The following is a 20,708-nucleotide window of genomic DNA, read 5'->3' on the forward strand; positions in this document are numbered from 1 at the left end:
AAAGGTTTGTTCTGAAATGGGTATCCTGAGCGGAATTCGCGTTCTCGACTGTTCGATCGCCATGGCCGGCCCGTTCGCCGCCCAACGCATGGGCGACATGGGCGCCGACGTCATCAAGGTCGAGCCGACCACCGGCGAGTGGCAGCGCCACGTCGCGGCCGGCGGGGCGCGCGGCAATCAGATCAATGTCTCGTTCCTGTCCCTGAACCGCAACAAGCGCTCGCTGGCCGTCGACCTGAAGAGCGCCGAGGGCAAGGCCCTGCTGCTGGAAATGGTCAAGACGTCCGACGTCTTCCTGCAGAACTACCGCCCCGGCGTCGCCCAGCGGCTGGGGGTCGACTACGAGACCCTGTCGAAGATCAATCCGCGGCTGATCTACGTCTCGATGTCGGGCTATGGCGAGGACGGGCCGTACAAGAACTATCCCGGCCAGGACCTGCTGCTGCAGGCGATGTCGGGGGCGATGATGTCCGCAGGGTCGGCCGACCAGCCGCCGCAGCCGGCCGGCCAGTACCTCGTCGACGCCATCACCGCCTACACCGCCTTCGAGGGCGCCCTGGCGGCCCTGTTCCATCGCGAGCGGACGGGCGAGGGGCAGCTGGTCCAGATCAACATGCTGGACGCCATCACCACCATCCAGATGCAGGAGCTGTCGGTGTTCACGGTCGGCGGCAAGCCGCAGACCCGCTCGGCCGAGCCGCACGCCCACACCTATATCCGCGCGCCCTACGGCGTGTACCAGACCGCCGACGGCTACATCTCGATCGCCATGGCCTCGCTGAAGACCCTGGGCAAGCTGATCGAGGAGCCGTTCTTCGCCGACCTGGACGACGAGACCGACAGCTGGACGCACCGCGACGAGATCTTCGCCTGCGTCCGCAAGCGCCTCGTCAACCGCACCAGCGCCGAGTGGCTTGCCCTGTTCCGCGAGCACGACATCTGGTGCGGCCCGGTCTACGGCTATGCCGATCTCGTCCAGGATCCGCAGATCCAGCACAACGGCACGTTCGTCGAGTACGACCACGCCACGGAAGGCCGGGTGAAGGTTCCGGGCTTCCCGATCAAGTTCTCCAAGACGCCTTCGACCATCGACCGTGGGGCGCCGCTGGTCGGCGAGCACACCCGCGAGATTTTGGCCGAAGCCGGTCGCTCGGCGGAAGATATCGAGGCCCTGATCCAGGCCGGCGTGGTCCGTTCGGCATGACGGCCTATCGCGGCCTGACCTGGGATCATCCGCGCGGCTACAAGGCCCTGGAGGCCGCCGCCGCGCAGGCGCGCAACCTCTCGCTGACCTGGGATCGCCATTCGCTGGAGGGCTTCGAGGAACGGCCGATCGGCGAGCAGTGTGCGCTCTACGACCTTGTGGTGCTGGATCATCCGCACGTCGGCGAGGCCGTGGCGGCAGATTGTCTGCGGCCGCTGGAAGAGCTGTTCGCGCCCGGGGAGATCGCCGCTTGGCGCGACCAGGCCATGGGCAAGAGCATGGTCAGCTACCACTATGCCGGTCAGCACTGGGCGCTGCCTCAGGACGCGGCCACCCAGGTCATGGCCTGGCGCCGCGACCGCCTAGATGCTCCGCCGGTGCAGTGGGACGAGGTCGCGCGGCTGTCCGAGGCCGGCGTCGTGGCGATGTCGCTCTCGGGTCCGCACGCGGCCCTGACCTTCCAGTCGATCTGCGCGGCGCATGGCGGGACCTTCCGCAACCGTCCTGAGGCTCGCGCGGCCTGGGATCTGCTGAGCCGGCTGGCGGCGAACAGCCCGCAGGCCCTTCAGTCGCTCAACCCGATCGGCATCCTGGAGCACATGAGCCGCCACGACGACGTCGCGGTCTGCCCGCTGGTCTACGGCTATGTAAACTACGCCCCCGGCGGGTCCTTGAGCTTCGCCGACGCGCCGCGCGTGACGGCGGACGGGCCGGTGGGATCGATCCTGGGCGGCACGGGTATTGGCGTCTCGCGTCGATGCGAGGTGACGCCGCAATTGCTGGACCACTTGCGTTGGCTGATGTCGGACGAGGCCCAGCGCGGCTTCATCCCCGAGCACGAAGGCCAGCCGGCCCTGAAGAGCGCCTGGCGCCATCCGGCGGTCAACGCGCGCTGGGGCGGGTTCTATGCCGACACCTACGCCACCCTGGACGGGGCGAGCCTGCGGCCGCGCCACGACGGGGCCATCGCCTTCCAGACGGCGGCCTCGCAGCGCATCCGCGTCGGTCTCGACGCCGGCGAGCCCGCCGATGTCGTGCTGGACGACTTGCAAGCGCTGTTCGAGCGCCACCGCCCCGCCGGCGCTGAGATCTAAAGGACTGCGAGATGAGCCAAGACGTTCTGTTCGATGTGACGGGCCACGTCGCCGTCATCACCCTGAACCGCCCGCAGAAGCTGAACGCGGTCACGCCCGACATGGCCAAGGCCGTCGAGGCGGCGATCGCCGAGGTCGACGCCTCCGACACCATCCGCTGCGTGGTCATCACCGGCGCGGGCGAGAAGGCCTTCTGCGCCGGGTCGGACATCTCGACCCTGGACAGCTACGAGACCCCCTGGGACTTCCGGAACCGTGGCGACTATTGCGACGCGGTCCGCCTATGCCGCAAGCCGACGATCGCGGCGGTCAATGGCTACGCCCTGGGTGGTGGGCTGGAGACGGCGATGAGCTGCGACATCCGCATCGCTTCGACCAACGCCAAGTTCGCCGCGCCGGAGATCAAGCTGGGCTGGATCGGCGGCGGTGGCATGGCGGCGGGGCTGGTCCACTCGATTGGCGCGTCGAATGCGGCGCTGATGATCCTGACCGGCGACCCTGTCGATGCCGAACGCGCCCGCGAGTGGGGCCTGGTCAGCGAGGTCGTCGCGCCCGAGGACCTGCTTGCCCGCGCCAAGGCCCTGGCCGAGACCATCGCCTCGCGCGCCCCGATCGCCGCCGAGACCGCCAAGCTGAACCTGAAGGCCGCCCACGCCATGCCCTACGAAAAGGCCGTGGAATATGAGCGCGACCTGCAGACCATCTGCTTCGCCACCCAGGACGCCGCCGAGGGCCGCGCGGCCTTCGCCGAGAAGCGTTCGCCCGTGTTCAAGCGCCGGTAGAGCCATGCGTCTGCAACCCTCCGACATCCTGCCCGCCGACACGCGGGCCCTGTTGTTCGGCCGCGTCTGGACGCCGGCCGGCCCGGCGGTGGTCCGCGTCGATGGCGAGCGCCTGACCGACGTCTCGCGGGCCTTCCCGACGGGCCGCGATCTTTGCGAGGTCGACGACCCGGCTGGTGCCCTGCGCGCCGCCGAGGGCGAGGACCTTGGCCTGCTGGCCGACGTCCTGGCCAACACCGATCCAGATACCCGCGATCCCGCCAAGCCCTGGCTGCTGTCGCCGATCGACCTGCAGGCCGTGAAGGCCGCCGGCGTCACCTTCGTCACTTCTATGCTGGAGCGGGTGATCGAGGAGCGGGCGCGGGGCGACCTCTCGGCCGCTGCTGGCCTGCGGGGCCAGATCCGTGATCTGGTCGGCGACGACCTGCGGCGGCTGAAGCCCGGTTCGCCCGAGGCGGCGGCGCTGAAGGCGACCCTGATCGCCGCCGGCGCCTGGAGCCAATATCTGGAAGTCGGCATAGGTCCCGACGCCGAGATCTTCACCAAGGGCCAGCCGATGTCGTCGGTCGGCACGGGCGCGGATGTCGGCGTGCACCCGGCCTCGACCTGGAACAATCCCGAGCCCGAGGTGGTGCTGGCCGTCTCGTCCAGCGGTCGGATCGTCGGCGCGGCGTTGGGCAACGACGTCAATCTGCGCGACGTCGAGGGCCGCTCGGCCCTGCTGCTGGGCAAGGCCAAGGACAACAACGCCGCCGCGGCCATCGGCCCGTTCGTGAGGCTGTTCGACGAGGGCTTCGACCTCGACACCGTCGGCCGGCTGGAGATCGCTCTCACCGTGACCGGCGAGGACGGCTTCGTCATGCGGGGGCGTTCGTCGCTCAGCGAGATCAGCCGCGCGCCGGCCGACCTTGTCGCCCAGGCGATCAATGAGCATCACCGCTATCCCGACGGCCTTGTGCTGTTCCTGGGGACCCTGTTCGCCCCGGTCGAGGACCGCTACGAAAGCGGCAAGGGATTCACCCACGCGACGAACGACGTGGTCCGCATCGCCTGCGACGAGCTGGGCGCGCTGGTCAACCGCGTGCGCCCAACCGACGTTTGCGAGCCGTGGACCTTCGGCGTCGCCGACCTGATGCGGAACCTGGCCGGTCGCGGCCTGATCTAGGACGAGACGATGAAGCCGAAGATCCTGATCAGCCGCAGTTGGCCCGAGGCCGTCCAGCAGCGCCTGGCCGCGCGCTACGACGTGACGCTGAACGCCACCGACACGCCGCTGACCGTCGACCAGCTGAAAGCGGCAATGACCGAGTACGACGCCCTGTGCCCGACGGTGTCGGACAAGATGCCGGCCGAGGTGCTGAGCACGCCGGGCGCACGGGTGAAGATCGTCGCCAACTACGGTGCGGGCTTCGAGCATATCGACCTGGAGGCCGCCAAGGCCGCTAGTGTCGTGGTGACCAACACGCCCGACGTCCTGACGGACGCGACGGCCGAGCTGGCCGTGCTGCTGATGCTGATGACCAGTCGGCGGGCCGGAGAGGGCGAGCGCGAGCTGCGCGAGGGCCGCTGGGCCGGCTGGCGGCCGACGCACCTGCTGGGCCAGTCGCTGGCCGGCAAGACCCTGGGTCTGGTGGGCTACGGCCGCATCGCCCGCGCCACCGCCCAGCGGGCCAAGGCGGCCTTGGGCATGGAGCTCGCCTACTACAGCCGCCGGCGCGTGGCGGACGAAGACGGCGCTACCTATCACGAGAGCCTGGAAAGCCTGGCCGCGGCCTCGGACGTACTGTCGCTGCACACGCCGGGCGGCGCCGAGACCCATCACCTGATCGACGGCGCGCTGCTGGCGCGGATGAAGCCGACGGCGATTCTGATCAACACCGCGCGCGGCTCGGTCGTGAACGAAGCGGACCTGGCCCAGGCCCTGATCGACGGCGTCATCGCCGGGGCGGGCCTCGACGTCTATCAGGGCGAGCCCAAGGTGAACCCGCTGCTGCTGGCCGCGCCCAACACAGTGCTGCTGCCGCACCTGGGCAGCGCGACGCTGGAGACCCGCACGGCCATGGGCATGCGGACCGCCGACAATCTCGACGCCTTCTTCGACGGCAAGCCGCCTCATGACCGGGTCGCTTGACGTCGTCGAGCGGGCGCTGGACGGCTGGCGCGGCGACGGGCCGTTCGTCCTGGGCGTCTGCGGCGCGCAGGGCTCGGGCAAGTCGACCCTGGCCGAGGGGTTAGCGGAACGCTTGACCGCGAAGGGCCTACGGGCGGCGACGCTGTCGATCGACGACCTCTACCTGTCCCATGCCGAACGGGCGCGGCTCGGCGAGATCGTCCATCCGTTGTTCGCCACGCGCGGTGTTCCGGGGACGCATGACACTGGACTGGGTGTCCGTCTGCTGGACCAAGTCCGCGCCGGCGCTGACGTCGTGCTCCCGCGCTTCGACAAGGCCACCGACGATCCCGCGCCGGCTGGCACGCCGGTGAAGGGGCGGCTGGACGTGCTGATCTTCGAGGGTTGGTGCGTTGGCGCGCGCGCCCAGGACGACACGGCCCTGGGTACTCCAATCAACGCCTTGGAGGTCGAGCGCGACCCCGACGCCACTTGGCGGCGCTGCGTGAACCTCGCCCTGGCCACCGACTATGCCGACCTGTTCGCGCGGATCGACCGTCTGGTGCTACTCGCCGCGCCCGGCTTCGAGGTCGTGCGCGACTGGCGCATCCAGCAGGAGCACGAGCTCAAAGCCCGCGTGGGCGAGGGCGCGCGGACGATGAGCGACGCCGAGATCGGCGTGTTCATCCAGCACTACGAGCGCCTGACCCGTCACATCCTTTCCGACATGCCGGCCTATGCGGACCTGACGCTGCGGCTGGACGAGCAACGCGGCCTCACATGATCATCGCCTCGACGACCGACTTCCGCGCGGCGGCTCAGCGGCGCCTGCCGCGCTTCCTGTTCGACTATATCGACGGCGGGGCCTTCGCCGAGAAGACCCTGCGCAGCAATGTCGACGACCTGGCCGGCATCGCCTTGCGCCAGCGGGTGCTGCGCGACGTCTCCGCCCGCAGCCTCGAGACCAAGCTGTTCGACGAGACCCTGGCGATGCCGGTGCTGCTGGCCCCGATCGGCCTGGGCGGCATGGCGGCCCGGCGCGGCGAGCTGCAGGTGGCCCGCGCGGCGACGGCGGCCAACATCCCGTACGTCCTGTCCACCGTCAGCGTCTGCGACCTCAAGGCGGTCACCGAGGCGTCGGGCCGGCCGATCTGGTTCCAGCTCTACGTGCTGAAGGACCGCGCCTTCATGCGCGACGCGCTGGAGCGGGCCATGGCGCTGGGCGTGACCAAGCTGGTCTTCACGGTCGACATGCCGGTGCCCGGCTCGCGCTATCGCGACCCGCACTCGGGGATGAGTGGGCCGTGGTCGGGCGTGCGGCGCATGAAGCAGGCGATGTTCAAGCCCGGCTGGGCCTGGGACGTCGGCCTGCACGGCCGTCCGCACGACCTGGGCAACATCTCGGCCTATCGGGGCAAGGCCACGGGCCTGGCGGACTATATCGGCTGGCTGGGCGAGAACTTCGATCCGTCGATCTCGTGGAAGGACCTGGAGTGGATCCGCGACGTCTGGAAGGGCCAGATCATCATCAAGGGGATCCTCGACCCTGATGACGCCCGCGATGCCCTGCGCTTCGGCGCCGATGGCCTGGTGGTCTCCAACCACGGCGGTCGGCAGCTGGACGGCGTGCTCTCGACCGCGCGAGCGCTGCCGCCGATCGCGCAGGCGGTGGGCGACCGGATGACCGTGCTGGTCGACGGTGGCGTGCGCACGGGCCTGGACGTCGTGCGGATGCTGGCCCTGGGCGCTGATGGCGTCATGCTGGGCCGGGCCTATGTCTACGCGCTGGCGGCGGGCGGGCAGGCGGGCGTGACGCGCCTGCTGGAGCTGATCGCGGCCGAGATGCGCGTGGCCATGGCCCTGACCGGGGTGACCTCCACGGCGGAAATCTCCGCCGACATCCTGGCGAAGATGGGTTGATATAAGATAATACATCATACAACATGCCGCCCTCAAACAAGAAGAGGCGGGGAGGCATGGCGGACGACGCGTTGGGCCATAGGGCGGAGTTCAGCCGTCGGTTCGTGACCCTGGGCCTGGGCGCGGCCATGGCGGCCAGTCCGTCCCTGGTGCGGGCCGCTGGCTCGCTGAAGGGCTTCTACGACATCCGCGACTACGGCGCGGTCGGCGACGGGATCGCCATCGACTCCGACGCCATCAACCGCGCGATCGAGGCTGCGGCCGCCGCTGGTGGCGGTACGGTCGTCGTGCCGCCAGGCCACTACCTGTGTTTCTCGATCCGGCTGAAGAGCTTCATCACCCTGGTGTTGATGAACGGCTCGGTGATCGAGGCCGCCGATCCGCGCAAGCACGCCGGCCGCTACGACCTGCCCGAGAGCGTCTATGACGAGCAATATCAGGACTATGGCGTCAGCCACTTCCACAACAGCCTGATCTATGGTGACGGGGTCAATGACGTCGCCATCATCGGCAAGGGCCTGATCCACGGCTTGGGCCTGGACCGCGAAGGGCCGGCGCCGCGCTGGCACGGCATCGCGGGCTGGAAGTCGCCGGCCGAGCAGGGCCTCGGCCCCGATGCCGCCCGCCGGGCGATCCCGCGCGAGATGGCCTATGAGGGGCGCGGCAACAAGGGCATCGGCCTGATCCGCTGCCGCAACGTGCTGCTGCGCGACTTCACCATCCTGCAAGGCGGCCATTTCGCCTGCTACGTGCTGGGCTCGACCAATGTGCGCATCGATGGCCTGACCGTCGACACCGATCGCGACGGCATCGACATCGACTGCTGCCGCGACGTGAAGGTCACCAACTGCATCGTCAACGCCCCCAAGGACGACGCCATCGTCCTGAAGAGCAGCATGGCCCTGCAGGAACCGCGCTTCTGCGAGGACGTCAGCGTCATCGGCTGCAAGACCAGCGGCTACCTGCTGGGCACGGTGGTGGACGGGACCTATCAGCCGTCGCCCTACATGTCGGTGGACGACATCGGGGTGCTGGGGCGGATCAAGCTGGGCACCGACAGCGTGGCTGGCTTTCGCAACATCCTGATCTCGGACTGCGTCTGCGAGAACACGCGCGGCCTTCAGCTGGGCGCGATCGACGGCGGGATCCTGGAGGACGTGACGTTCTCGAACATCCTGCTGCGCAACCCGGTCAACCACCCGATCTTCGTGCGCCTGTCGGCCCGCAACCGCGCGCCGGAGGGCAATGGCCCGTCGCAGGTACGGCGCGTGCGGTTCTCGAACATCAACGTCTCGGGCGCGCGCGGCCCCTATGCCAGCGGCGTCGTGGGCATCCCTGGCGGGATCATCGAGGACGTCAGCTTCTCGGACATTCATGTGCGCTCGGCCGGCGGTGGCACGCGCGAGGATGCGGAGCGTCAGATCGAGGAGCGGCCCAAGTCGTCGCTGGAGCCAAGCTTCATGGGCGCGTTCCCGGCTCACGGCCTGTGGGTGCGCCACGCCCGCAACATTAGCGTCAAGGACGTTAGCTTCACGGTCGACAAGCCCGACGCGCGGCCGGCCGTGGTGCTGGACGACGTGCAGGGCGCGACCATCGACGGCCTGAGCTCCAGCCTCGCGCCCGGCTCGGCCGTCCGCGCCGTGCGCAGCCGCGAAGTGCGTGTACGTGACGTCGAGCGCCTGACCTGAACATCGAATTCAAGAGAGACGCCATGACCCCTCGATCGTTCCGCGCCGGCCTGCTGGCCGGCCTCGCCGTCCTGGCGTTCAGCGCGGCCCAGGCCGCCGAGGTCAAGCCGTTGAGCGACGGCTGGCGCTTCGTGCGCAGCGACGCCGCCGGCGCCGAGGCCGTGGCCTTCGACGACAAGGCCTGGAGCGTGGTCTCGACGCCGCACACCTACAACATCGCCGACTCCGGTATCGGCGGGGCCAAGGCGCGGGGTGAGCCGGAAGGCGTCTATTATCGTGGACCGGCCTGGTACCGCCTGGCGCTGGACCATGCGCCCAAGGCCGGGCAGCGCTACTTCCTGCAGTTCGACGGCGCGGCGCTGAGGGCCGACGTTTATCTCAACGGCCAAAAGCTGGGCACGCACGAGGGCGGCTACGCGGCCTTTCGCTATGACGTCACCGAGGCGCTGAAGGCCGGCCGCAACGTGCTGGCCGTGCGGGTCGACAACGCCCGCAACACCCGTTTCGCGCCGCTGAACGGCGACTTCAATGTGTTCGGTGGCCTCTATCGCGCGGTGAAGCTGGTCGAGACCTCGGACGTCCATGTGGACCTCGGCGACTGGGGCGGTCCCGGACTCTATGGCCGCACCGAAGCCCTGAGCGCCGGCCAGGCGAAGATCGCCGCCAAGGTGCTGGTCCGCAACGATCGCAGGGCGGCCGCCAGCGTCCAGGTCGTAACCACCATCCTCGACGCCAAGGGCGTGGTGGCGGCTCAAGCCAAGGGCTCGGTCAGTCTCGCGGCCGGCCAGAGCCAGACGGTACCGCAGGCCTTGGTGCTGAAGAAGCCCAGGCTGTGGGAGGGCCGGCGTTCGCCCTATCTCTACCGCCTGCGCACCGAGGTGCGGATCGACGGCAAGCTCGTGGACACCGCCGAGGTCCCGCTGGGCGTCCGCACCGTTGGCCTGGACGGGGAGGGGCGGTTCCTGCTGAACGGCAAGCCCTACGCCCTCTATGGCGCCAACATCCAGATGCCGACCCGCTTCGGCAAGGGCCCGATCATCAGCGACGCCGAGATCGATGAGGACATGCAGATCATGTCCGAGATGGGCGTCACGGCCCTGCGGCTGGCCCATATGCAGCACCCGCAGCGGGTCTACGACGCGGCCGACCGCCTGGGGATCCTGCTGACCACCGAAGTGCCGCTGATCGACGACATCGATCCGTCGGACGCCTTCCGCGAGAACCTCGTCCAGCAGATGCGCGAGCTGATCGCCCAGAACGTCAACCACCCGTCGGTGGCGCTGTGGGGCATCGGCAACGAGCTGCGCGCCTCGGGCGAGGCGCCCAACAAGCTGCTGGCGGCGTTGCAATCGACGGCCAAGGACCTCGACCCGACCCGGCCGACGACCTACGCCCACTGCTGCCTGAAGGACGACGACCCGATCGCCCAACACAGCGATACGGTCTCCTACAACCGCTATTTCGGCTGGTACTGGACCGAGAGCAAGGACATCGGTCCGTGGGCGGACGACCTGCATGCGCGCCTGCCCAAACGACCGATCGGGGTCAGCGAATACGGGGCCGGGGCCAGCATCCTGCATCAGGAAGACCCGGTGCTGCGTCGCCCCGTGGCAGACGGCTACTGGCATCCCGAGCAGTGGCAGACCGGCTTCCACGAGGTCCACTGGCGCGAGCTGAAGAAGCGCCCGTTCCTGTGGTCGAACTTCATCTGGGTCGGCTTCGACTTCCCGTCGTTCAAGCGCAACGAGGGCGACCGCCCGGCGATCAACGACAAGGGCCTGGTGACCGAGGACCGCAAGGTCCGCAAGGATGCCTACTACTGGTACCAGGCTAACTGGTCCGAGGTCCCGATGCTGCACATCACCAGCTCGCGCGACGTGAACAAGCGGACCAAGCACGTGAAGGTGAAGGTCTATTCGAACCAGCCGTCGGTGCGGTTGCGGCTGAACGGCGGGGAGTGGGCGAGCGTGGCGGTGGATGACCACATCGCGCTGTGGGAGATCGACCTGGCGACGGGGGAGAACGTGGTCGAGGCGGAGACGCAAGGCGCGGGGAAGGCGCTGAGCGACAGCGTGCGGTGGACCTACAGGACCAACCCCTAAGCCGCTGAACCAGAAACAAGAAAGCCCTCCCGCGATCGTCGCGGGAGGGCTTTTTCGTGCTGCGTAGCAGGGGAGGTCTTACGCGCGCGTCTCGAACCGGTGATCGCCGGAGCCGATCTCCAGCACCAATCGGCCACGCTTCAGGCCCTGGATCGTCACGCCTGGCGCCTGAGCGACAGGGACGCCGTTGACGCGGACGGCGTCGACGCTCTTCGCCGGCACATGCACCTCGGCCCGGCTGTTGGTCGGCGCGACCAGCCGCAGCGCGAACCCGCCGTCCGCCTTCAGCTCCCAGTCCGTGCTGATCCGCCCCAGCACGCTGTCATAGTCCCCGCCGCCCTTCGGCACGCGCGGGTCCAGCACCGGATCGAAGCGGAACGACAGGAAGCCCGCGCGGATCGGCTCGATGCCGGCGATGCGACGGAAGACGAAACCAGTCACCGCGCCTAGGGCGTAGTGGTTGAACGAGTTCATGGACACGTCGCCCACGTCGCCGTTCCAGCGCTCCCAGATCGTGGTGGCGTCCTTGCGGATCATGTAGCCCCACGAGGGGAAGTCGGTGCGCAGCAGCAGGTCGTAGACCACGCTGTCCTGGTCGTTGTCGGCCAGGGCGTCGAGGCTGAACGGGGTGCCCAGGAAGCCCGTCGACAGCAGGTTGCCGCGCCGGCGGATGTCGGCCACCAGATGGGCCGTCGCGGCCGCGCGCAGGGCTTCCGGCACGAGACCGAAGCGCAGGGCCAGGATGTAGCCGGCCTGCGAGCCATTGCCCATCGACCCGTCGGGCCGCACGAACTCGCGCTGGAAGGCGGCGGTGATCTGGCCCGCGAGATCGCGGTACCGGACCGCGTCCGGCTTGCGGCCCGAGCCATAGGCCATGTCGGCCATGGCCTCGACCGAGCGCTTCCACCAGGCCGTGGCGATCAGGGCCTTGGGCGTGGTCTCGTCGCCGGGGTTCTTGGCGTCCAGCGCCACCCAGTCGCCGAAGTCGTAGCCGCGCTCCTTGCGCCAGATCAGGTCCGGATTGTGGGTGCGGATGAAGGCCAGGTAGCGCGTCATCGCCGCCCAGTTCTGGTCGACGATGGCGGTGTCGTTGTAGCGCTTCCAGACCGTCCACGGCAGCATGACGCCGGCGTCGGCCCAGCCGGGCGAGGCGCCGAGGCCGAGGTCCGCCCAGCCGGCCGGGGCGTAGTCCGGGAACTCGCCGCGCGGGCCTTGAGCGTCGCGCAGGTCGCGGCCGAAGCGCTCGGTGAAGGCGGCGACGTCCATGTTGAAGGCCGCCGCGTCCCAGAAGACGTTGGCGTCGCCGGTCCAGCCCAGGCGCTCGTCGCGCTGCGGGCAGTCGGTGGGCACGCCCATGAAGTTGCTGCGCTGGCTCCACAGGCTGTTGCGCCACAGCTGCTGGATCACCGGATTGGCGATGCGCAGGTGGCCGGTCTCGGCCAGGTTCGAGGAGACGACGATGCCCTCGACGTCCTCGGCCGTCGGCGCGCGGCCTAGCGCCTCGGCCAGACCCTCGACCTCGACATAGCGGAAGCCGAAATAGGTAAAGCGCGGCTCGTAGGTCTCGCCGGCCGGGTCGCCCTTCAGGGTGTAGACCGTGGCCGCGCGGGCGGCGCGCAGGTTCGACTGGTCGGCGCGGCCGTCGGCGGTCAGCACCTCGGCGAAGCGCAGGGTGACGACCTGGCCGGTCTTGCCGCGCACCTTCAGCCGGGCCCAGCCGGCGAAGTTCTGGCCGAAGTCGAAGACATAGCGCGACCCGACGGCCTTGATCGTGACGGCCTTCAAGGTCTCGATCCGGCGGATCGGTGGGCTGGTCTGGGCCTTCAGGACGCAGGGCGGTGTCGGCGCGATGTCGACCGCGCGCCAGCCTCGACCGGTGAAGCCGGCGGTCGCCCAGCCGGTCTGCTCCAGGCGGGCGTCGTAGTCCTCGCCGTAGTAGATCTCGCCGCGGGTGATCGGGGCTGGGGCGATGCGCCAAGTCTCGTCGCTGGCGACGGCCTCGCGAGTTCCGTCAGCGTAGGTGATCTCCAGCTGACCCAGGAACCGCAGCGGCGCATCGCCGAACGTGTAGCGGCCGGCCGGCGCGTGGTAGCTGCCATACCAGCCGTCGCCGACCATGGCGCCGATGGCGTTGTCGCCCTGGCTCAGCAGCGCGGTGACGTCATAGGCGCGATAGAGGGCGGTCTTGCGGAAGTCGGTGCTCTCGGGCGTCAGCAGGGCGTCACCGACCCGCTTGCCGTTGATCTGGGCCTCGTAGGCGCCCAGGGCCGTGGCGTAGAGGCGGGCGCGAGCGATGGGGCGGCCGACCTTGAAGTCCTTGCGCAGCAGGAACGCCCCGTAGCCCGGCCAGACCTGGGGCTGGGTCTTCGAGACCTCGGCCTTGGCCCAGCCGCCGTCGGCGAAGCCCGGACGCATCCAGCCGTCGGGCGCGTGCAGGGCGGTCTTCATGCCGCGCGAGGTGATCCGCAGCGCCTTGCCGGGAAATTCGGCTCGGATCATCACAGCCGTGGCGATCTCGTGCAGCTTGGGTTCGTTGAAGCCGGTCGGGTCCTCGACCTTGATCGCGACCACGTGGCGGCCGGCGGCCAGCTTGTGGCGGGTCTCGGCGATCGGGGCGACGCCGAAGGCGATGGGCGAGTGCGGCGGGCGCTGGACCGGCTGGCCGTCCAGCCAGACGTCGGACTTGAAGTTGGCGATCGAGAACAGGGTGACACTGGCCGCCGTCGGCAGGTCGAAGGCCAGGCGGAAATAGCGCGCCGAGCGGTCGGCGGGACGGTCGCCGCGCATCCAGACGAGGCCCGCCTGGCGGTCGGCCTTGGCTAGGTCGCTCTCGGCCGCGATCCACTTGGCGGTCCAGTCGGACGGCGTCAGCAGGCCGGTCTCGAAGCTGGCGATGGCGCTGGTCGCCTTGCGGCCCATGTTGTCGCGCACCAGCACGCGCCACCAGACGATCTGGCGCGATGTCAGCGGGCTGCCCAGCCACGAGACGTCCATCGACTGGTCGGTCAGCACCTCGCCGGCGTTCCAGAGGTCGGCGTCGCCGGCCTCCAGCTTCTCGCGCGAGCTGGCGGCCTGGATCTCGTAGCGGGTCTGCTTGACGTCCGGATCGGGACTGACCAGCCGCCAGGACAGGCGCACGGCCTGGTCCTCGACGCCGATCGGCGCGGTGACAGAGCCGGCCTTGAGGTCGAGGACTTCGAGCGCCGGACCCTGCAGCGCCTGTTGCGCCAAGCCGGGCGAAGCCGCCGCGACGCCGGCCAGGCCGGCGCCCATCATCAGGCCGCGACGGGAGACGCTCATTTGCCGGCCTCCGGACGTGGGCCGGCCTGGTCGATCACCGCCTGGGCTTCAGCGGGCCAGTCGCGGGTCGGGACCAAGATGTTGTCCTTCTCCACATTGCCGATCTCGGCCAGCCAGCGGCCGCCGGTGCGCAGCGAGTTGTGCCAGTTGCCGGTGGCGGTGTTGTCGGTCGAGATCTTGCGGCGGAACATCTTGCCGGCGGTGTTGATGTTCAGCCACTTGCCCTGGGTGTCGACGACATTGCCGGTCACCTGGAAGTGCTTGGAGCCCTCGTCCAGGTAGATGGCGATCTTGCCGTCGATGTCGAAGATGTGGTTGCCGCGGATCACCGAGCCCGGATTGGCCGACAGGTTGTAGATGGCGCCGCCGTCCATGTACCAGGTCTTCACGCCGTGGATGCGGTTGCCCTCGACCAGGGTGTTCCGCAGCACGGTCGGCGTCGCGTACTTGGTGTTGTAGCGGTAGCCCTTCTGGTTCTCGTCGTAGTTCGGGTTGCCGCCGGCGTCGTTGTAGCCCCAGCCCCAGCCGACCGCGACGCCGTCATAGGGGGCGTCCGAGATCTCGTTGTGCAGGATGCGCGCGCCGTCGATGTAGGTCGTCAGGATGGCGGCGTTGTCCTTGTAGTCCTGGCTGACCGTGGCGATCGTGTTGTCGGCGATCTCGAGGTCGGCATTGGTGAGCTCAGGCGCGGACGGGTGGTGGGCGTCCTCGCGCACGCCGCCGGCCATGATGGCGCTGCCAGACAGCACGGCGAACAGGTTGCGGCTGACGCGGACGCCCTTCGTGGCGAGGCCGGCGCCCGAGAGGTTGGCGTTGGCGTCGTTTCCGATGCCAAGAGCGATCTGGCCAAGCTGCGAGAACTGGTTGCCGGTGAAGACGATGTCCTGCGCCGCGGCGACCTGCACGGCGGCCGGGATCTGGCTCCACTTCTGGCGCATGGACTCGAACTCGGGACAGCCCCAGCCGCACGAGGTCCAGGCGTCGGTCGGGCGCAGGGGCGAGGTGTCCTTCAGGAACGCGCCGCTCTGCTGGTTGGCGTAGCCGGTCGGCTCCGACGGACCCATCCACGAGGTGTACGAGAAGCGCAGGCCTTCGAAGGTCAGCCCGCGCACCGGCGCCTTGGTCGTGCCGCCGATCGAGACCAGGGCGGGCAGGGCGGGGACGGTCACCCGCAGGGTCTTGATGTCGTCGTCCTCGGCGATGCGCAGGTAGAGCTTGCCGGCGGCCGGATCGACGAACCACTGATAGGGCTTGGCGTGCCAGTCATTGGTCTTGCCGATCAGCTCCAGGGCGTTGACCAGGAAGAGCCGCGAGTCCTCGGGGAAGATCGGCTTGGACAGCGTGTCGTAGCCCCAGGTGTTGTTGTCCCAGGCCGGCTGGCGCATCGTCACCCTGGTCCCGTCGATGGCCTGCACCGGCGAGACGCGGTCGGTGAAGAAGCCGGTGGCCTCGACCTCCAGCCGCGACGGGTGCTTCAGGCTCGACAGGAAGGTCAGCTTGGGATTGGTGACCTCGAAGCCCGCAGCATTGAAGGTGACATCGGACGCGCGGATCTCCATCCACGGACGCTCGGCCAGGGTGTCGTTGACCCAGACCTGGCGCGTGTCCAGGCCCTTGGGGATGTCGGCGACATAGATCCGGCGGTCGGCGTCGAAGGCCGCGAAGTTCGTGACGTCGAAGCCGCCCGAGACCAGCGGCCGTGCGCCGGTCTGGCCGCGCCAGGTGACGCGGTGACCGGCCTGGCCGCCGTCCGCCGCCGTGAACACCAGCGGCCTGTCCAGCCGGTACTCGCCGGTCGCCACCTCGACGGTGACGTCGGCCTTGGCGTTGCTGGCCCGCACCAGCGCTTGAGCGCGGGGCAGGGTGCGGACCGGGCGCTCGGCCGTGCCGGGGTTCTTGTCGTCGCCCTGGGGCGAGACGTGCAGCGTCACTTGAGCGTTCGCGAGGGCCGTCCAGGCCAGGACGGCGCCGGAGACCATGGTCGCCGCGATACCGCGAGCGAGGAGGGTTTTGACCATCACGAACTCCCTAGTCTTGTTCTTCTTGTCGAGGGCGGCCCTAGGCCTGAGCGACGACCTGCCGCTGCTGGCCTAGGCCTTCAATCCCCAGCTCCATGACGTCGCCGACCTCGAGATAGAGCGGCGGCTTCTGGCCCAGGCCCACGCCCGGCGGCGTGCCGGTCGAGATCACGTCGCCCGGCAGCAGGGTCATGAACTGCGAGAGATAGGCGACGATGAAGGCCGGTTTGAAGATCATGGTCGCGGTCGAGCCGTCCTGGAACGTCTTGCCGTTGACGGTCAGCCACATCTTCAGGTTCGCCGGATCGGGAACCTCGTCGCGGGTCACCAGCCAGGGGCCGATCGGGCCGAAGGTGTCGCAGCCCTTGCCCTTGTCCCACGTGCCGCCGCGTTCGATCTGGAAGGCGCGTTCGGAGACGTCGTTGATCATGCAGTAGCCGGCGATGTGGGCGTCGGCGTCCGCTTCGTCGATGTAACTGGCGGTCTTGCCGATCACGATGCCCAGCTCGACTTCCCAGTCCAGCTTGGTCGAGCCGCGAGGCTTCAGGACCTCGTCGTTTGGACCGCAGATGGCCGAGGTGAACTTGGAGAACAGCACCGGCTCGTCCGGGATCGGCAGGCCGCTCTCGGCGGCGTGGTCGGCATAGTTCAGGCCGATGCACAGGAACTTGCTGACGCCCGCGACGCAGGCGCCGTAGCGCACGCCTTCGGGCGCGAGCGGCACGGTGTCCAGATCGAGCGTCCGCAGTTTGGCCAGGCCCTCGTCGGACAGCGTCTCGCCGCCGATGTCGGCCACGACGCCGCTCAGGTCGCGAATGCGGTTCTGGGCGTCGAGGACGCCGGGCTTTTCCTGGCCGAGGGGGCCGAAGCGGAGCAGTTTCATCAGTTCACCCAGCCGCCGTCGATGACGTTGATGGTTCCGGTCGTGAAGGCAGACTCGTCCGAAGCCAGATAGACCGCGAGAGCCGCCAGTTCCTCGACGCGCCCGAAGCGGCCCATGGCCTGGCGGGCGGTGAACTCGGCATAGGCCTTGTCGAAGTCGCCGGTGTCGCGCAGGCGCTGCAGCAGGGACGGGGTCTCGACCGTGCCCGGGCAGATGGCGTTGCAGCGGATGCCCTTGGCCACGAAGTCGGCCGCGACCGACTTGGTCAGGCCGATGACGGCGGCCTTGGTGGCGCCGTAGGCGAAGCGGTTGGGCACCGCCTTGATGCTGGAGCACACCGACGACATGTTGATGATCGACGCGCCGCCATTGGCGATCATGCGCGGCAGGAAGGCGCGGATCATCCGGTATTGGGCCGTGACGTTCAGGGCGTTGGAGAAGTCCCAGGCGTCCTCGTCGCAGTCCAGGATCGTGCCGGCATGGACGAAGCCCGCGCAGTTGTAGAGCACGTCGACGTTCGGGAACTCCTCGGCGATGGCCTTGACGGCCTCGCGGTCGGTGACATCCAGCTGGCGGACGGTCAGGCCCGCGACGCCTTCCAGCGCCTCGGTGCGGATGTCGGCCGCGATCACCGTCGCACCTTCCCGCTGGAAGGCCTCGACCGTCGCGCGGCCGATCCCCTGCGCCGCCGCCGTCACCAGGGCGGTCTTGCCTGCGAGCCTCATCTCGTCACCTCAAACATAAGACGTATGATGTTTTGCTAGTGGCGATGGCCCGGGCCGTCAAGGCGTGATCGGGGCCATCGCCGCAAAGAAAAACCGCGCCACGACGAACGTGGCGCGGTCCACCAAATTGGCAGGAGGGGGAAAGGTTTAGAAGCGCATCCGCACCCCGGCCGCGACACGACGGCCCGTGGTCCGGAACTCCTTCGTGCGGTCCGGCGTGACCGAGTAGATGAACTCCTCGGTGTCGGTCAGGTTCAGACCGTCGACGAACACCGTGAAGTTGGCCGAAACGTTGTACGAGGCGCCGACGTCCAGCTGGCCGTAGCTGTCGAAATATTCCGGCTCGCCGTTACGACCCGAGGCCACCTGCAGGAACTTGTCACGCCAGGTGTAGGCCACGCGGGCCTGGATCGGACCCTTCTCGTAGAAGCCGACCAGGCTGTACGAGTACTTGGAGAGGCCTTCCAGACCGTAGGACACGTTGGCCACGGTGTTGGTGTAGTTGGCGTTCGACTCCGCGTAGGTGAAGCTGGTCTGCACGCCCAGGCCGTCGAACGGCGCGGGCAGCTGGTTGAACACCTGGCGGTAGCCCAGCTCGAAGCCCTTCACGACCGCGCCCTTGCCGTTGCTGGGCACCGTCACCTGGAAGGTGACCTGGTCGACCTTCTGCGGCGTGGTGGTCAGGGTCACGAACGAGTCGATGTTCTTGTAGAAGACCGCCGCCGACAGCAGCGACATCTCGCCGAAGTACCACTCGGCGCCGCCTTCGATCTGGGTGGCGCGGAAGGGCTGCAGGTCCGGGTTGCCCCGACGGATGGTCTCGTTGCCCGGGTTGGTCTGGATGGTCTGGCGCGGCGACAGGTCCGACAGGGTCGGGCGGGTCATGACGCGCGAGGCGGCCAGGCGGACGATGAAGTCGTCGGTGACGTTCAGGCGGGCGTTCAGCGACGGCAGGATGTCCGTGTAGTGGCCCTTGAAGCTGACCGGCACGACCGGCGACACCGTGATGATGTTCTGGCCGGCGCCGTTCGGCTTGGCGCTGGTCACCGTGCGCGAGGCGCCGGCCGAGGTGTAGTCGGTGTCCTCGATGCGGACGCCCACGTTCACGGCCAGCGGCATCGAGCCGAGGTCGGCCTTGATGTCGGTCATCAGGTAGCCCAGCAGCACCTTCTCATCCACGACCGACGAGGCCGAGGGCGAGGGGACCGAGGGGTTGAAGGCCTTGCCGTCGCGGGTGGCGTATTCCTTGACCTGCAGGATCAGGGCGCGCGGATCGTAGATCAGCCAGTCGTGCAGGATGGTGTTGCCGTACTTGCCGTCGAAGAAGTTGCGGTTGGTGTTCTGGAACAGCGAGGCCGGCAGCACCTGGTTGGAGTCGCAGTAGGCGCACTGCTCGCCGAACGGCATCTCGATCGCGGTGATGGTCTTCTTGCGGTTCTGGGCAGCCAGGCCGGCGCGCAGCGACACCATGCCTTCCGGCTTCCAGTTGGCGTCGACCGAGAACTCGTTGATCGCGTCGTCGACGTCCGAGCCGCCGCCCCAGATGTAGTAGTGGGCGGTCACGCCCTGTGGGTTGGTCGCGGCGTTGGTGTAGTTGGGGCTCGTGAAGCCGTACGAGTACATCTCGTTGCCGCCCCGGCGATCGAACCAGGTGTCGACGTTCTTGCGACGGATGGTCGTGAAGTCGTTGTCTTCCTTGCCGCGACGCTCGGCCTTCGAGTGCGAGGCGTCGAAGGTCAGGGTCAGGTCGTCGGTGGCTTCCCACTTCAGGTTCAGGCCCAGCTGGTCGGTCGTGACCTTGCGGTGATCGTACTGGATGATCTGGTCGACGAAGCCGCCCTGATAGCGCTGATAGACCGCTTCCTTGCCCGCGATGACCTGCTCGACCAGCGTGCCGCCGGCGAAGTCATAGGCCAGGCCCGTCTGCTGTTCCTTGATGTTGGCGCGAGCGTACAGGGCGTCGACGGTGGCCGTCAGGCGCTCGGTCGGCTTGTATTGAACGGTGCCGTTCAGGCCCAGCATGGTCTTGTCGCGCTCGAAGAAGAACGGCGACAGGTTCGAGGGCATCGAGATGTTGCTGAACGGCGCGACGCCGGGGCCGATACGGCCGCTCGTGACGCCGTTGGCGGTGTAGTAGGAGTCCGTGCTCGAGCGGTACACGTGGCCGGCGCCGATGGTGAACTCGTCGTCGCGGACCTTCTGGTCGGTGTACGAGGCCGAGACGGCCACGCCGAAGGTGCGGTCGGCGTTGCGCCAGCTCAGCACGCCCGAGGCTTCCGGATTGTACTTGTCGCGCAGCTCGGCCCACGTGCCGCTGACCGAACCGGCGGCGCTGAACGCCTGGCGCTGTTCCAGGGGGCGCAGGGTGCGCACGTCGATGGTCGCGCCGATCGAGGCGCCGTTGATGTTGGCTTGCGGCGACTTGTAGACGTCGGCGCCCGAGATGATCTCCGAGGGCAGGACGTCGAATGAGAACTCGCGGCCGTTGTTGTCGGTGGCCAGGGTGCGGCCGTTGACGGTGACGGCGTTGAACTTCGGGCCAAAGCCCCGGACCGAGACGTAGCGGCCTTCGCCGCGGTTACGCTCGATGGTCACGCCGGCGATGCGCTGCAGGGACTCGGCGACGTTCTGGTCGGGCAGCTTGCCCAGGTCTTCCGAGGCGATCGAGTCAACAACGCCGACCGCGTTGCGCTTGATGTCGATCGATTGTTGCTGGCTGGCGCGGATGCCGGTGACGACAACCTCTTCGACGGCGGTCGAGGAGGCGTCCTGCGCCCAGACCGCTGAAGGAGCCGCCCATGCCCCCATGAGTCCGAGGGCGGTTGCGGCCATCAAAGTCGTCTTCGTGGACATGCTTGGATCCTGTCGTTTCAACCCCTTGG

14 protein-coding genes are annotated in these 20,708 nt (G+C 68.5%); 9 read left to right on the forward strand and 5 right to left on the reverse strand.

All coding sequences use genetic code 11. The features are described 5' to 3' along the window. Positions 1 to 16: 16 nt before the first annotated feature. Genes AC07NI_RS04585 through AC07NI_RS04625 form a run of 9 tightly spaced genes read left to right on the forward strand, consistent with a single transcriptional unit; the run spans position 17 to position 10,900 of the window. The gene (locus AC07NI_RS04585) at positions 17 to 1,204 is read left to right on the forward strand and encodes a CaiB/BaiF CoA transferase family protein (protein WP_494616504.1); all 1,188 of its coding nucleotides are present in this window, start codon (positions 17 to 19) and stop codon (positions 1,202 to 1,204) included. Further along, positions 1,201 to 2,298 carry an extracellular solute-binding protein gene (locus AC07NI_RS04590; protein WP_494616505.1) on the forward strand — a complete coding sequence of 366 codons (1,098 nt, stop codon included), beginning with the start codon at positions 1,201 to 1,203 and terminating at the stop codon, positions 2,296 to 2,298. The genes AC07NI_RS04585 and AC07NI_RS04590 overlap by 4 nt, the downstream gene beginning before the upstream one ends. 11 nt (positions 2,299 to 2,309) lie before the next feature. Continuing rightward, entirely contained in the window at positions 2,310 to 3,080 is a 771-nt protein-coding gene (locus tag AC07NI_RS04595; protein ID WP_494616508.1) for an enoyl-CoA hydratase/isomerase family protein, read from the forward strand. A gap of 10 nt (positions 3,081 to 3,090) precedes the next feature. Further along, positions 3,091 to 4,245, forward strand: a complete 1,155-nt coding sequence (locus AC07NI_RS04600) for a fumarylacetoacetate hydrolase family protein (RefSeq protein ID WP_494618261.1) — start codon at positions 3,091 to 3,093, stop codon at positions 4,243 to 4,245. 9 nt (positions 4,246 to 4,254) lie between these two features. Continuing rightward, positions 4,255 to 5,211 carry a 2-hydroxyacid dehydrogenase gene (locus AC07NI_RS04605; protein WP_494616509.1) on the forward strand — a complete coding sequence of 319 codons (957 nt, stop codon included), beginning with the start codon at positions 4,255 to 4,257 and terminating at the stop codon, positions 5,209 to 5,211. Next, positions 5,195 to 5,974: a kinase gene (locus tag AC07NI_RS04610; RefSeq protein ID WP_494616511.1), complete on the forward strand. Its 780-nt coding sequence runs from the start codon at positions 5,195 to 5,197 to the stop codon at positions 5,972 to 5,974. Before AC07NI_RS04605 ends, AC07NI_RS04610 begins: the two co-directional genes overlap by 17 nt. Continuing rightward, positions 5,971 to 7,110: an FMN-dependent L-lactate dehydrogenase LldD gene (lldD, locus tag AC07NI_RS04615; protein ID WP_494616513.1), complete on the forward strand. Its 1,140-nt coding sequence runs from the start codon at positions 5,971 to 5,973 to the stop codon at positions 7,108 to 7,110. The genes AC07NI_RS04610 and lldD overlap by 4 nt, the downstream gene beginning before the upstream one ends. A gap of 56 nt (positions 7,111 to 7,166) precedes the next feature. Continuing rightward, complete coding sequence (locus AC07NI_RS04620) at positions 7,167 to 8,798, forward strand: rhamnogalacturonidase (protein WP_494616514.1); 1,632 nt, start codon at positions 7,167 to 7,169, stop codon at positions 8,796 to 8,798. A gap of 23 nt (positions 8,799 to 8,821) precedes the next feature. After that, a complete protein-coding gene (locus AC07NI_RS04625; protein WP_494616515.1) occupies positions 8,822 to 10,900 on the forward strand; it encodes a glycoside hydrolase family 2 protein in 2,079 nt (692 codons plus the stop codon). Positions 10,901 to 10,978: 78 nt separating this feature from the next. On the opposite strand, the gene AC07NI_RS04630 is transcribed toward AC07NI_RS04625, so the two are convergent. The 5 genes from AC07NI_RS04630 to AC07NI_RS04650 all read right to left on the reverse strand — a co-directional run bounded on the left by AC07NI_RS04630 (position 10,979) and on the right by AC07NI_RS04650 (position 20,679). Continuing rightward, positions 10,979 to 14,200 carry an alpha-L-rhamnosidase gene (locus AC07NI_RS04630; RefSeq protein WP_494616516.1) on the reverse strand — a complete coding sequence of 1,074 codons (3,222 nt, stop codon included), beginning with the start codon at positions 14,198 to 14,200 and terminating at the stop codon, positions 10,979 to 10,981. Then, a complete protein-coding gene (locus AC07NI_RS04635) occupies positions 14,197 to 16,218 on the reverse strand; it encodes a right-handed parallel beta-helix repeat-containing protein (protein WP_494616517.1) in 2,022 nt (673 codons plus the stop codon). The genes AC07NI_RS04630 and AC07NI_RS04635 overlap by 4 nt, the downstream gene beginning before the upstream one ends. 40 nt (positions 16,219 to 16,258) lie before the next feature. Further along, the gene (locus AC07NI_RS04640; protein WP_494616519.1) at positions 16,259 to 17,101 is read right to left on the reverse strand and encodes a fumarylacetoacetate hydrolase family protein; all 843 of its coding nucleotides are present in this window, start codon (positions 17,099 to 17,101) and stop codon (positions 16,259 to 16,261) included. Further along, positions 17,101 to 17,826, reverse strand: coding sequence for an SDR family oxidoreductase (locus AC07NI_RS04645; RefSeq protein WP_494616521.1), 726 nt, complete (start codon positions 17,824 to 17,826; stop codon positions 17,101 to 17,103). Before AC07NI_RS04645 ends, AC07NI_RS04640 begins: the two co-directional genes overlap by 1 nt. A gap of 147 nt (positions 17,827 to 17,973) precedes the next feature. Next, entirely contained in the window at positions 17,974 to 20,679 is a 2,706-nt protein-coding gene (locus AC07NI_RS04650; RefSeq protein WP_494616522.1) for a TonB-dependent receptor, read from the reverse strand. Positions 20,680 to 20,708 lie beyond the last annotated feature (29 nt).

Source organism: Caulobacter sp. GW821-FHT10E02, from assembly GCF_059415225.1.